The organism is Candidatus Omnitrophota bacterium, assembly GCA_028699255.1.
Classification (GTDB): domain Bacteria; phylum Omnitrophota; class Gorgyraeia; order 2-01-FULL-45-10; family 2-01-FULL-45-10; genus FEN-1322.
This window is the reverse complement of record JAQVUX010000005.1, coordinates 108,548-123,462: the sequence shown is the minus strand read 5'-3', so window position 1 is coordinate 123,462 and position 14,915 is coordinate 108,548. Positions and strand designations below refer to the sequence as shown.

At 49.1% G+C, this 14,915-nt stretch carries 8 protein-coding genes; all 8 read left to right on the top strand.

Annotation, left to right across the window (positions count from 1 at the left end):
* Positions 1-45 precede the first annotated feature (45 nt).
* Positions 46-528: a 2-C-methyl-D-erythritol 2,4-cyclodiphosphate synthase gene (gene ispF / locus PHS46_05465; GenBank protein ID MDD3905962.1), complete on the top strand. Its 483-nt coding sequence runs from the start codon at positions 46-48 to the stop codon at positions 526-528.
* A gap of 47 nt (positions 529-575) precedes the next feature.
* Entirely contained in the window at positions 576-1,205 is a 630-nt protein-coding gene (cysE, locus tag PHS46_05460) for a serine O-acetyltransferase (GenBank protein ID MDD3905961.1), read from the top strand.
* Between the two features lie 71 nt (positions 1,206-1,276).
* A complete protein-coding gene (gene cysS / locus PHS46_05455) occupies positions 1,277-2,719 on the top strand; it encodes a cysteine--tRNA ligase (protein ID MDD3905960.1) in 1,443 nt (480 codons plus the stop codon).
* On the top strand, positions 2,701-3,429 hold the full coding sequence (gene tmk, locus PHS46_05450; GenBank protein ID MDD3905959.1) for a dTMP kinase: 729 nt from the start codon (positions 2,701-2,703) through the stop codon (positions 3,427-3,429). Before cysS ends, tmk begins: the two co-directional genes overlap by 19 nt.
* A gap of 21 nt (positions 3,430-3,450) precedes the next feature.
* The gene (locus tag PHS46_05445; protein MDD3905958.1) at positions 3,451-4,434 is read left to right on the top strand and encodes a DNA polymerase III subunit delta' C-terminal domain-containing protein; all 984 of its coding nucleotides are present in this window, start codon (positions 3,451-3,453) and stop codon (positions 4,432-4,434) included.
* Complete coding sequence (locus tag PHS46_05440) at positions 4,413-5,195, top strand: stage 0 sporulation family protein (GenBank protein MDD3905957.1); 783 nt, start codon at positions 4,413-4,415, stop codon at positions 5,193-5,195. The genes PHS46_05445 and PHS46_05440 overlap by 22 nt, the downstream gene beginning before the upstream one ends.
* Complete coding sequence (gene metG, locus PHS46_05435; GenBank protein ID MDD3905956.1) at positions 5,192-6,772, top strand: methionine--tRNA ligase; 1,581 nt, start codon at positions 5,192-5,194, stop codon at positions 6,770-6,772. Before PHS46_05440 ends, metG begins: the two co-directional genes overlap by 4 nt.
* Before the next feature lie 525 nt (positions 6,773-7,297).
* Positions 7,298-14,915 (top strand): filamentous hemagglutinin N-terminal domain-containing protein (locus tag PHS46_05430; protein MDD3905955.1); only part of this gene is annotated, 7,618 nt, incomplete at its 3' end.

Genomic DNA, 14,915 nt, shown 5'->3' with positions numbered 1-14,915 from the left:
ACCTACGCGGTTAGACATGAAGTACGCGGTTAGACATGAGGTAAAATGAGGATAGGTTTTGGTTACGACATTCACCGGCTGGTCGATGACAGGAAGCTTGTTTTAGGCGGTGTCGAGATACCGTATATAAAAGGGCTCCTCGGACATTCGGACGCGGACGTTCTTCTCCATGCGATAGCGGATGCCATACTTGGGGCGGTGGCGCTCGGCGACATAGGCGAGCATTTCCCGGACACGGATCCGCGGTACAAGGGCATACAGAGTAAAGAGTTGATTAAGAAGGTAGTCGCCATTATTCGCGAGAAGGGATATGCGATAAAGAATGTGGACAGCGTTGTTCTTGCCGAAGAGCCGAAAATTGGACCGTTCAAGGAGAAGATGCTGAGCGAATTGAGCGCGATGCTCGGTGTAACGAGGGAAAGCGTCAGTATAAAAGCGACGACGAACGAAGGCGTGGGTTCCATAGGACGAGGCGACGCGATAGCCGCGTATGCCGTTGTGTTGCTGGAAGAGCGGGGTGGGGTATGATGACATCGTGCATGATTATATTGCTGGCTTTAGCGGGCGCATACATTATGTTCTGGTTAGTGATAGCCGCATTATTCAGCAAAGAGATAATTTCAGTTTTCGAGAAAGATCCGGCGGCAACCAGTTACCTCGAGGTGCTCCTTACCTATTCCGGCGTCCATGCCATGATTTTTTACAGGACGGCTCATCGTTTATTAAAGATGGGCGTTCCATTTATCCCGAGATGGCTTTCGCAGATCGGCAGATTTTTTACAGGTATCGAGATACATCCGGGCGCGGCGATAGGCAAGCGGTTTTTTATTGACCACGGTATGGGCGTGGTTATAGGCGAGACGACGATAATCGGCGACGATGTACTGATATATCAGGGCGTAACTCTGGGCGGGACCGGTAAAGAGCGCGGTAAGCGCCACCCGACGGTAGGTAATAACGTCGTCATAGGCGCGGGCGCGAAAGTCCTTGGTAATATAACGATAGGGGATAACTCATATATCGGTTCCAACGCCGTTGTGATAAAAGATGTGCCTTCTAATTCGACCGTAGTAGGCGTACCCGGGCGTATAACCAAACAGGAAGGCAAAAAGATAGACCTTTCACTCGACCATATCCATGTCCTCGATCCTATCCTGCAAGAGATAGATGAATTGAAGGAACGAATCAGAAAACTGGAAAAGTGAAATAACCGCGTAGGTTATATACGGGTTAACACATTGCTAACCTACGCGGTTGGCCTTGATCAAATGTCTCTATGAAAATATATAATTCCCTTACACGTAAAAAAGAAGAATTCGTTCCCATCACCTCCGGGCGCGTCGGTATTTATGTCTGCGGCCCGACCGTTTACGATTCTCCCCACATAGGTCATGCCAGAAGCGCGTACATATTCGACGTTGTAAGGCGATATTTCGAATACAAAAGTTATAAGGTTGAGTTTGTACGGAACGTTACCGATGTAGACGATAAAATAATAGAAAAAGCCAGAAAATCTTCCGGGGCGCAAGCTCCGGGGGGCGATTTAATAGAGGCGGCAAAAGAAATATCAAAAAAGTATCTCGACGAATATCATGACGATATGGAGCTTTTAAAAATTCGCAAGCCGGACAAGGAGCCGAAGGCGACGGAATACATAACGAAGATGGTGAAGTTCATTGAACTGCTCATTGAAAAAGGCGCGGCATATGTCTCGGGCGGCGATGTGTATTTCGACATAAAGAAAGCGAAAGATTACGGCAAACTGTCGAATCAGGATACGGCCAGGATGGAGGCCGGGGCCAGGGTAACCCCCGGCGAGAAGAAGCGCGACGCGCTCGATTTCGCTTTGTGGAAGTCGGCTAAGGCCGGCGAGCCGTCATGGCCGAGCCCGTGGGGCGAGGGGCGCCCCGGTTGGCACATAGAGTGCTCCGCGATGAGCTCCGACATACTCGGAGATGAGTTCGACATACACGGCGGCGGCATCGACCTTCTATTCCCGCATCACGAGAACGAAGTAGCGCAGTCCGAGGGAGCCGGGAAACGTTTCGCCCGCCGCTGGATGCACAACGGCCTTCTGACGATAAACGCCGAGAAGATGGCGAAATCGCTCGGCAATTTTATATCCATAAAAGATTTTATCGCTAATTACAAAGATCCGGATTATCTAAAACTCCTATTTCTGAATACGCATTACAGACACCCGGTAGATTACACAAAAGAGAAGATAGGCGAGATGAAGGCGCAGAAGGAGCGGTTCCTGATCCTGTCCGAAAAAATCAATAGAATACGCGACGTAGGACGCGCCGCGCAGGGCACAGGACGAGGCGAAAAAATTAAAGAATTCGAGAAACAGTTCGAAGAGGCGATGGACGACGATTTTAATACGCCGCTGGCGTTGGCGGTCTTGTTCGATATGGTTACTTACGCCAATAAGGTCCTGCAGGGTAAAGAGGTTTTTACGGATGATGAGACGCTCGAATTGACCGCCATCCGCAAACTCATATCCGGCCTCGGCGAAATATTGGGACTGGATCTGCTTCGTTCGGCCGCATCCTCTCATGTCTCTGAGGCGGAGATCGCGAAGATGATAGGCGAGAGGAATAAAGCCCGCGCCGCGAAGGATTTTAAGCGCTCGGATGAAATACGTAGCGAGCTTCTCGCTAATGGCGTAATTCTCGAAGACGCCAAAGAAGGCACCGTATGGCGACGAAAAATATGAGGTTCCTCCGGCAAACTCGGAAGCCCGATTCTGAGCGAAAGCGAAGATCGAAGAGGGGCATATTCATAACATTCGAAGGGCCGGAAGGCTGTGGCAAGAGTACGCACTCGCGCCTTATATGCGAATTCCTGGGCAAGCAGTCTTATGATTGCGTGCTTACGCGTGAGCCGGGCGGCACAAAAGTCGGCGAAGAAATACGCCGGATATTACTGCATTCCGACGGGGTGGAGATAACGGATCTCGCGGAGCTCTTTCTTTTTGAGGCGGCGCGCGCCCAGATAGTTTCTGAGGTGATAAAACCTGCGCTTGCGAGAGGCGCTATAGTTTTATGCGACAGGTTCAGCGACGCTACGTTCAGTTATCAGGGGTACGCCGGCGGCATCGAGCTCGAGGCGATAGCCGCGCTCGATAAGGTCGCGACCGGCGGGTTAAAGCCCGACCTTACGATATTGCTCGACGTTGATACGGTCACAGGCTTAAGCCGCGCGAAGGCAAAAGGCGTTGACAGGATGGAGAAGAAGAAGCTCGCTTACCATAAGCGCGTGAGGGCGGGATACCTTAAACTTGCGAAGAAATATCCCGGCAGAATAAAAGTTGTGAAAGTGCGCGACACCATCGAAGATACGCAGGCGCTTGTGCGCCAAGAAGTCAAAAAACACATTAACCGCGTCAACCGCGTAGGTAACCTACGCGGTAACCTACGCGGTTGACACGGTTACTTTGGTTAATATATGTCATTCAAAGATATAAGAGGGCATGATACAGCGATAGGGTTCCTGAAGAACTCTATGGCCGGCGGCAAGGTGTCGCAGGCATATATGTTCGTAGGTCCGTCAGGGGTAGGCAAAAAGACGGCCGCGATTAATTTCGCGAAGGCGCTCAATTGTCTCGATCCTAAAGACGGCAACTCCTGCGATGTCTGCATACAATGCAGGAAGATAGACGCCGCCAACCACCCGGATGTCCGGATATTCGCTCCGGCAAAAGAAGAAGGCAGTTTCGGTATAGATATCATCAGGGCCGTTATCGGTGATATTAACCTTAAACCTTATGAGGCGCGCCGCAAGGTTTACATACTGGACAGGGCCGAGGCGATGAGGCACGAAGCGCAGAACGCGCTTCTCAAAACATTGGAGGAGCCCGCCTCGGATTCGGTGTTGGTTTTGATAGTTGAAAACGCGGACGCGCTCGTTTCTACGATACGCTCGCGCGCCAAGAGGGTGACTTTCTCGGCTCTCGCGCCCGAAGAGGCTGAACGCATATTGATAGAGAAGCACAAAATAGAGCCGGACAACGCGCGAATATTGTCGCGCATATCCTCGGGCGAGCTCGGTCGCGCGCTCAAATACAGTAAAGAAGGTTTTTTCGAAAAACGCGGCCGGATGATAGATGCGTTAAAAGAAGGCTCGTTCCCGGACTCGGAGTTTGAAAAGATATCCAAAACGGAATTGCGGCTGGTTCTCGATATAATATTGTCGTGGTACAGAGACCTGCTTATCGCCAAATCCTCTGCCGAAGGCAGTGCGGGTTTTATTAATTCCGACAAGGCTGTGCTCATACGCGAAGCATCTAAGCGGATCAGTTTTGATTCATTGAACAACATTGTAAAGCGTATCATACTTACGTGTTCATTCCTCGAACAGAACATCAACCCCAAGCTGGCCATGGCCGCCTTGGAAGGGAGTTTAAATTTATGTACGAAGTCGTCCAGGTAAGATTGCGCGATGCGGGCAAGATAACTTATTTCTCACCCAGCGGTATGCATTTTAAAGTGGGCGACCATGTGATAGTCGAGGCCGACCGCGGGCTTGACTATGGGCAGGTGCTTTCCGAGACTTCCGCGATCCTCGATTCGGATATTGATGAGCCATTGAAGAAGGTCATACGGAAAGCGAACCCCTGGGATATGACGCAGATCGATAAGAACAAGAAAAAGATACGCGAAGTTATGGATGCGTGTTCCAGGAAGATACAGGATCGCAAGCTCTCCATGAAGCTTATCGACGCGGAGTTTTCTTTCGACCGGTCCAAGATAATATTCTATTTCACCGCCGAGGGCAGGGTCGATTTCCGGGACTTAGTTAAGGATCTGGCCAACGCTTTCAAGGCGAGAATCGAATTAAAACAGATAGGCGTGCGCGATGAGGCGAAAATATTAGGCGGCCTGGGGCCATGCGGCCGGGCGTTATGTTGCGCTACTTATTTAAAAGACTTCGAACCGGTAACGATAAAGATGGCCAAAGAGCAGAATCTTCCGCTTAATCCTACGAAAATATCGGGATTGTGCGGCCGGCTCATGTGTTGTCTGGGTTACGAGCACAAGATGTATAAAGAGTTAATGAAGGGGCTTCCGCACGTCGGTGAACAGATCAAGACGGAAAAAGGTAATGGTAAAATTATCAGCGTCAATGCCCTGAAGAGATCCGTTACGGTGGAACTCGAGAGCGGGACGCTGACGGAAGTAGTGTACAAATAAAAACGGAATCGAAAAACATGAAAAATAAGTTTTATATAACGACGCCGTTGTATTATGTCAATTCCAAACCCCACATCGGGCATTCGTACACGACTGTTGCCTGTGATGCCGTTTCAAGGTTCATGAGGCTTTCCGGCCGGGACGTATTTTTCATGACCGGAACGGACGAGCACGGCGAAAAAATAGAGAAGGCGACCCTCGCGCGCGGTTTTAAGCAGGGCGAGGAACAGAAGTTCGTCGACGAGATAGTTCCCATCTTCAAAGATTTGTGGAAGCGGCTCGGCATAGAATACGACTACTTTATAAGAACGACCGACGATTATCATGTGAAGGCGGTGCAGGCGTTTTTTACGAAATTATATCAGGACGATAAAATATATAAGAAAGACTATAACGGGTGGTTCTGCGTGCCCTGCGAAACGTTCTGGTCGGAAACGCAGGCGCCCGGCGGCGTGTGCCCCGACTGCAAGCGGCCCGCGGAAAAGCTCGACGAGTCGAACTATTTCTTTAAAATGTCCGAGTACCAGGATTGGCTCATAGACCATATAAACAAGAACCCCGATTTCATAAAACCGGTATTCAGAAAAAATGAGGTGATGGGATTTTTAAAAGAACCTCTCTTAGATCTTTGTATATCGCGTCCGAAGAGCAGGATGAGCTGGGGCATAGAATTGCCTTTCGATAAAAACTATGTGGCGTATGTATGGTTCGACGCGCTCATAAACTATATATCGGGCATCGGATACCCCGGCGATACGGAGAGATTCAATAAATACTGGCCCGCGGATTATCACGTGATGGCGAAGGACATACTGCGCCATCATGCCGTTTACTGGCCCATAATGCTTAAGGCCGCCGGCATCGAGCCGCCGAAAACTATAATCGCTCACGGGTGGTGGGTGTTCAAGGGCGAGAAGATGTCGAAGTCGAGGGGTAATGTCGTGGATCCGTTTGAGTTTATCTCCCATTACGGCGTCGATGCTTACAGGTATTTTCTTCTGCGCGAAATCGCTTTTGGTATGGACGGCGCGTTCAGTGAAGAGGCGTTCATCACGCGATATAATAGCGATCTTGCCAACGATCTCGGCAATCTTTTAAGCCGAACCCTTTCGATGGTGGAGAAATATTTTGAGGGGAAGATCCCGGATGCGGGTAGCGGGGCAGGATTGGCGGTGCGTGGGGGAGAGTTGAAGGAGAAGGCGCTCTTACTTGGAGATGAACTGGAGAAGGCCCTGCCGGACTTCGACTTTGTCGGCGCGCTCACAAAGGTATGGGAAGTCATAAATATCGCGAATAAATATATCGAAGATTCGAAACCGTGGAACCTCGCCAAAGAGAAGAGGGTGGAGGAGCTGGCAACTATGATGCGCACCCTTCTGGAGATCCTGCGGATAATATCTATAGCCATTGCTCCGGTTATGCCCGGCACCGCAAAAGAGATACGCAGTCAGCTCGGAATATCCGATCCCGGCAACGCGAAATTCGCCGAAATACGCGAATGGGGGGGATTGATCACCGGAACCGCAATAAGCAAGTCAAATCCCTTATTCCCCCGTATCGAAACGAAGAAAAAATAGAAGAATGAAATTTAAGTGCTTTGACTCTTTGGATTTGTAAGGAGTAAAATATTATATTCTGTGACTCTGCGCGATACGATCTTCATCCTCCTGCAATCCTGAATAAATCGCAACACCTTATCTTCCGATTTTTTGTAATATATCATTCTGGTTTTTCTGTGACAGATACAGCGAACGGCACGCATAGCCTCTTCTAAGGGCTGTGTGATTGTTGTACTTTTATGTTGTAACTTTAGTAGAAAACTTTTAAATTGATCTTTCGCGTATTCTTCCTCTGTCATATCTGATATGTTGTTAGCATATCAGATATGACAGAGGAAGGCTTTTTGTCAAGAGTGTGTAACATTGTTTTGATAAACTGAAAACTGAAACCTTGAAATCATTTTTCTATCATTTTGTTTTTAGTAGGGTATAGTTTTTTAATAACATACTTCACAATGACCGTGATGTTTTTTAATCTTTATATGCTCTTGCCAAATAGTGATATATATGTTATACTTATAGTAGAACCATATGGTGATTATAATGAAAACCTTAACACGAATCCTATTATTCGCGGCGTTTATTATGTTGTCTGCCACTTCGGTATTTGCGGATGGCACTAACATGACGGTTGTGTCCGGTGATGTCCAGGTATCTACCGATTCCGCTACCAATACTACCACATATACCGTAGCAAATAATTCCATAGCCGAGTTTACTACATTCAACGTGCCTCAGAATACCACCGTAAACGTAGTATCACAGGCCGATTCAGCATCGGCATTGTTCAGAGTAACAGGCTCTGAAGCCACCACGATATCAGGCAATTTTAATTCATACATACACTTCTTAATGCTCGTTAACTCCAATGGCATCAACGTAACCAGCACTGCCAATATAAACGCCAATAACCTCGTGATGTCCACTCTCGATGTATCCAATACCAATTTCATAAATGGCAACTACGCGCTCTTGCGAGACCAGGGAGCGGACTATGCCAGGATACTCAATGAGGGTACTATCCGGGGAACCAACATCGCTTTAATCGCATCCGCTGTTGAGAATAGAGGCATCATAGTAGCGACAGCGGGTACGATACACTTAGCCTCAGGAGATAAGACGGTCGTTACATTCGATGCGAAAGGTTTCATCAATGTCGAAGTAACCGAGGCTACATCCGGCAGTGTGGTAAATGCCGATGGCTCTACCGTAAAAGACGCTATCGCTAATTCCGGAACTCTCGAAGCTCATCAGGTGTTCCTGACAGCCAAGACCGCCCAGGGTATATTCGAGAACGCTGTCAATAACACCGGTATCATAAGAGCTACGAGACTTGTAAGTGAGAACGGCAAGATAAAGATAGTTGCTGAAGGCTCTAATGTTACCATAGCGGGCACACTTACCTCGGAAGGTGATATCGAGATAGATTCGGACATGTCTGTTAATGTAACCGCCGCGATGACAGCGGACAATATTTATATTGGCAGTGATTCTTCGCCTACTCTTATAAGCTTAACAGGGGAGACGTTGGAAAATATCACCGCCCTATCGCCCAATGTGGAAATATACAAAACAGGCCCCACTCTCTACATCGAAACACTTACTATTAACGATACCTTGATCACGATAGAAGGTACAGGCTTAAACGTCTCATACCTTACAACAAGTAACGTCACCTTGAAATCTGACGGCCTTATAGATACGAGTTCAGCAGTTATACTTACAGCTCCCACTCTTACTTTAATAGCAAACCAGTTCGGCACATACGATAAGCCCCTTAAAATAGACGCCGACACCCTTAACATACGAAAGACTACAGGCGACTTCGATATACTCGAATCCACAGGCATAGGCACATCTATACTCTTAAGAGGCCCGCCCGAGGGCGGCTTCGGCTCAATTCTCTACAATAAAGACGCAATACTTAATTTAATCGCGAACTCCATCAATCTCATAGGGGCAGATCCTATAAACCTCTATGGCGATATCACATTCTCCAACCTTACATGCATAGTCCCAGGCAAAGTCATAACCTTTGAATCAGGACACACCTATACCATAACAGGCACCCTTACCATAGAAGGCACCTCCGACGCCTACATTACTCTGCAGTCCTCCGTTCCAGGGGAAGGCAACGAATTCACCATATACATTAACGCCGTAAGTGACGCTCAGGGCAACGCGTATCTCGCCTATGTTAAAGTCTACGACTCTATCGCTACAGGCCCTGCAACGCCTATCCAGGTAAAATCCGGCACTGTCATAAAAACTAATGCTTCAGGATGGGATGCCGATCGTTACTGGGTAGGTAGTGGTGACTGGTCGGATGCGGCGAACCACTGGTCCGATTCGTCGGGTGGGGCTACCAGCGCGGACTTTTTGCCGACATCTGATGATATGGTGATCTTTGATGGAAACTCAGGTTCATGCATAATAGATGGAAGCATTAGCATATATGGAGTAACTATTGCAAGCAATTATTTATCAACGATAACGCGATCGGATATAGCCGATAATATTACAATTGACGTAAGTTCTGGCGGTTGGGCGCAGTCTGGAGGTACATTTACAGCCGATTCCGCGAGTGGTACATCCACAATAACGATTTATAACGAAATGACTATGTATGGGGGAACGTTTAACGCAGGAAGCCAGGCGCTTACCGTAAATGGCGCTTTTTCTCTTAGAGGCGGATTGGGTGGTGATGGTGATATAGGTGGCATAGGTAATAATGGATGTATGGATAACACCGGCGGTACTGGCGGAAACGGCGGGGCTGGTTCAGATTATACTGGGGAGACAGGTAGCGATGGTAGCCCTGGCGCGCCTGGTGTCAAGGGAAGTACAGGAGCTACGGGAAGTACAGGAGCTACGGGAAGCACTGGGCTTAGTGTTATTTTTAATGGGGGAACAGGCGATATAATAATATCAGGCGATTTAAACATTGTAGCTGGTAATGGTGGTAATGGTGGTAATGGTGGTAATGGTGGTGACGGTGGATCTCCTGGTAATGGCGGCGCCGGCGGTTCGGGTGGTAGCGGTGGGTATGGAGAGTCGGGGTTGGGAAGCGGGGGGTCTGGTGGCGCTGGCGGGCATGGCGGTGACGGTGGTGCGGGTGGTGACGGCGGTACCGGCGGTACTGGCGGTACTGGCGGTACTGGCGGTACTGCAACCTTTACATGTGGCGGCGGTGATATAACTGTAGGAGGCAGTATAATAGTTACTAATGGAAGCGATGGTACTGCCGGCACTGCTGGTACAGGTGGGAGCGCTGGTACCGGCGAAGGAAGTCCCGGCGAAACTGGAGCTACTGGTCCTCAAGGCGGCGGTGATATGGGTGGCAGTGGAGGCCCTGGTGGCGGTGGTGGCTCAGGTAGTACTACAGTGGGCGATGGTGGCTTGGGTGGTACTGCCGGCACTGCTGGCACGGGTGGCACCGCTTCTTTTGTTTCGACCGCTGAGATAATAAGCGCTAAAGGCAATCTTACTGCTTCTGGAACATTTACAAATAGCTCCGGGCTGGTTTCTTTGAGTGGGGGGACAACTGCCACATATATTAACGTTTCAAGCGCATCAAGTCTTAATAATTTAACATTGTCATGCGATGATCCGGCAGGGAAGATCGTATATGCCGCGTCTAATATTACTATTAGTGGAACATTCACCGTATCAGAAGATGTAATGTTTTCACCATCTGGTTACACCGTAACAGGCTCAGGCACCTCAACTCTCGATGTTACGGGTACCCTCAAGGTCGATGCCGCCACATTCGCGGGTAACTACGCAGGCTTCGCGAGCCCGACGTTCAATGCAGGCTCAACGGTAAGCTATACTCGTTCAGGCGATCAGACGATATTAGCCGCCGCTTACAAGAATCTCACAATATCCGGCTCCGGCACAAAGTCTCTGTCCGGCGCCACGTCTTTAACAGGTGACTTCAGCGTTCCAGCAGGCATTACATTCGACCCCAACGGCTCAACTCTGACAGGCTCAGGCACCTCAACTCTCGATGTTACGGGTACCCTCAAGGTCGATGCCGCCACCTTCTCGGGTAGCTACGCTTCCTTCGCGAGCCCGACGTTTAATGCAGGCTCAACGGTAAGCTATACTCGTTCAGGCGATCAGGCGATATTAGCCGCCGCCTACAAGAATCTCACAATATCCGGCTCCGGCATAAAATCTCTCTCCGGCGCCACGTCTTTAACAGGCGACCTTGTTATACCCGCTAACGTTACATTTGATCCTGCGACATTTACGATTACAGGAAGTGGTACGTCATCTCTGACCGTATACCAAACTATTATCGTGGATGCTTCGACATTTGCTGGTAACTACGCAGGATTTGCTACCCCCACCTTAAATACCGGTGTTGTAAGTTATTCTAGAGAGGGCGACCAGGTGATACTTGTCGGTGCATATAAGTACCTGGTTTTTTTAGGATCAGGTACAAAATCACTTTCTGGCGCAACATCAACAACAGAAGAATTTTATATACCTGCCGGTATTACATTTGATCCTGCTACGTTTAAGATTACCGGAAATGCTTCGATGGAATTCCTTGTAAACGGCACCCTTAAGGTAGGCGCCGCGACGTTTGCAGATAATTACGCTTCCTTCGCGAGCCCTATATTGAATGCAGATTCTACGGTAAATTATAGCGCCTCCGGGGATCAGACGGTCGATAATACGCTATCTTATGTAAACCTGGCAATATCCGGTTCTGGAGCGAAGACGTTACAGGGAAACCTAAGCATAACCGGGAACATGACTGTTTCAGCTTGCACTTTTAACCCGGGTGGGTTCACGCTGACAGGCTCCGGCACCTCAGCTCTCGATGTTACTGGTACCCTCAAGGTCGATGCCGCCACCTTCGCGGGTAACTACGCAGGCTTCGCGAGCCCGACGTTCAATGCAGGCTCAACAGTAAGCTATACTCGTTCAGGCGATCAGGCGATATTAGCCGCCGCCTACAAGAACCTTACGATATCCGGCTCCGGCACAAAGTCTCTGTCCGGCGCCACGTCTTTAACAGGTGACTTCAGCGTTCCAACAGGCATTACATTCGACCCCAACGGCTCAACCCTGACCGGCTCCGGCACCTCAGCTCTCGATGTTACAGGCACCATTAAGGTTGACGCCGCCACCTTCGCGGGTAGCTACGCCGGCTTCGCGAGCCCGACGTTCAATGCAGGCTCGACGGTAAGCTATATCGGAGATACCGCTACAACGATATTAAGCATAAGCTATTATAACCTCCAGATAGGTAATGCCACCACAGGCTATACAGCAGGCCAGACTTACACATTAGGCGGTAATATAGGAGTAGCAGGCTCACTCACAGTAGGCCCCTCATCAGGCGACTATACTCAAACCTTAGACGGCTCTACCTACACAATCACACTATCAGGCACAGGCACTGTATTCAATATGCAGTCTAAGGGCGCATATACAGCCTCTACATCTACCATACTCATAACGGATACTTCAGCTACTGCCAAGACATTCGCAGGTAACGGTCAGGTCTATGGCAACCTCACCATATCGGGCGCGGCTTCATGCGGGGCTGTAATACTCACAGGAGCCAATACATTCAATACCCTCACCATCAATGCTGACGGCCATGTAACATTCCCAAGTGGTATAACAACCACTGTAACAACTTTTACTGCTACAGGCACATCCGGTCATGTTATAACGATAGATGCTTCATCGTCTGGTAGTGCGGCTACTTTATCTAAATCATCAGGTACGGTATCGTGTGACTACCTATCTGTGAAAGATTCTGCCGCTACAGGCGGTGCCAGTTGGTACGCTGGAGTTAACTCCACATCAGTATCGGGTAACTCAGGTTGGATATTTACGCCGCCAACTACTACCTATTATTGGGTAGGCGGTTCCGGCAGTTGGTCTGATGTAGCCCATGAACATTGGGCGACTTCTACAGGCGGGTCTCCGCAGGCCAACATACCAAGTGCAATAGACTCTGTCGTATTCGACTCTAATTCAGGTTCAGGCGCAGTTACTATAGACTCTGCGAGCGTATCGGTAGTCAACTTAACAGACTCATCCGCTAATATAGAGGTAGCCACAAGCACTAACGGTATCACTATCACAGGCGATATCACAGTTAACGGCACCCTGTCAGGCGCTACAGCAGTCGTTCTCTCCGGCTCATCTAAAGTCATCTACGGCACAGGCACTATCTCGGCTCCTGTTACGGTAAGCGCAGATCATACGATCGACTCTACCGCTAATATCATCATCACAGGCACTATGACCATCAATAACGCTATCACAGTCACCAATAACGGCATAGCTACCATAACTAACATGGGTTCAGGTACAGGCGCGTGGACGCAAGGGGAGAGTTCGACATTGAATTATCTCGGCACATCAATAACGCCGACACTTACTGCGACGGCGACAAACAACATAGTAACTTATTCCAGCCCCTCTAACACAACCATCGTTTCAACAACATATTATAATCTTGCAATAAATAAATCAGGAGTCATATTTACTGCCGCCGGCGCGATAACCGTAAATAACACTCTTACAGTTACTGCGGGTACGTTTTCACCGGGTGGCTATCTTATAACAGGCGGCGGCGTTTCCGACAGCTTAGACGTTACGGATACTATACTCGTTGATGCCACGACGTTCGCGGGCTCTTACGTAAATTTTGCAACCAAGACATTCAGTGCCGGTTCAACGGTAAATTATAATGCCTCTGGAGATCAGACAATTAACCATATGCTATCTTATGTAAACCTGACAATATCCGGCTCTGGAACGAAGACGTTACAGGGAAACCTAAGCATAACCGGGAACATGACTGTTTCAGCTGGCACTTTTAATCCGGACGGTTTCACGTTGACAGGCTCAGGTACCAACGCATTTATCCTCACAGGTACTTTATTGATCGATAAATCGACATTTGCCGGCAATTACTCAGGATTTGAGACGAAGACCTTAAATACCGGCTCTACGGTTAGTTATATAGGCGATACCGACACGACAGTGGAGAGCACTCTTACATACTATAATCTGACGGTAGGCAATGCTACTCTGTCGGCCGCGAGAAAATACAGTGTGAACGGTAATACCACTGTTACAAATCTTCTCACGATAGGGCCCGCGACGACTAATACAGCCACCTTGTCTTTTACAGGCGGTTTTACTATTACGCTATCCGGTACAGATGCCAGTACGGGCAGTTACCCGCTTCATATAAACGCGAATGGAGCGATAGATACCTCTGTTTTAATAACGTATATCAATTATACGGGCGACGGCGCGACGACGATTACGGCCGCAACGTACCGGAATCTCAGCATTGGTAACGCCGTAAGCCAGACGGGAAGCAGGATATACACACTTGGAGGCGATGTGTCGGTTATAGGGAATTTGACGATCGGCTCCAATACGAATAACAGCGGATACATCCAAACGCTCGACGCTTCCAGCTACACGCTCACTATCGATAATACAACTAACCAGGCCACGCCTTTTACGATAAATACATATGGCGCATTCACTGCCTCAACCTCAACCGTAATATATAGCGGCACAACCAGCGCTACCGCCGTAAAAGGAACTACGTATTATAATTTAATCATCGATCATGCAGGCACGACATTTACAGCCACAGGAGCGACTACGGTAAATGCGACATTCACTGTCACGGCAGGTACATTCAATCCTAACGGTTATGTTGTAACCGGCTCCGGCACCTCAGCTCTCGATGTTACGGGTACCCTCAAGGTCGATGCCGCCACATTCGCGGGTAGCTACGCTTCCTTCGCGAGCCCGACATTGAACGCGGGCTCTACCGTAAGCTATGCTCGTTCAGGCGATCAGGTGATATTAGCCGCCGCCTACAAGAATCTCACAATATCCGGCTCCGGCACAAAATCTCTCTCCGGCGCCACGTCTTTAACAGGCGACTTCAGCGTTCCAACAGGCATTACATTCGACCCCAACGGTTCAACGCTGACCGGCTCCGGCACCTCAGCTCTCGATGTTACGGGTACTCTCAAGGTCGATGCCGCCACATTCGCGGGTAGCTACGCTTCCTTCGCGAGCCCGACATTGAACGCGGGCTCTACCGTAAGCTATGCTCGTTCAGGCGATCAGGTGATATTAGCCGCCGCCTACAAGA

Excerpts from the sequence above, each read along its gene's own strand:
- ispF (MDD3905962.1), top strand. The coding sequence starts at position 46 with ATGAGGATAGGTTTTGGTTACGACATTCACCGGCTGGTCGATGACAGG.
- cysE (MDD3905961.1), top strand. The coding sequence starts at position 576 with ATGTTCTGGTTAGTGATAGCCGCATTATTCAGCAAAGAGATAATTTCA.
- cysS (MDD3905960.1), top strand. The coding sequence starts at position 1,277 with ATGAAAATATATAATTCCCTTACACGTAAAAAAGAAGAATTCGTTCCC.
- tmk (MDD3905959.1), top strand. The coding sequence starts at position 2,701 with ATGGCGACGAAAAATATGAGGTTCCTCCGGCAAACTCGGAAGCCCGAT.
- PHS46_05445 (MDD3905958.1), top strand. The coding sequence starts at position 3,451 with ATGTCATTCAAAGATATAAGAGGGCATGATACAGCGATAGGGTTCCTG.
- PHS46_05440 (MDD3905957.1), top strand. The coding sequence starts at position 4,413 with ATGTACGAAGTCGTCCAGGTAAGATTGCGCGATGCGGGCAAGATAACT.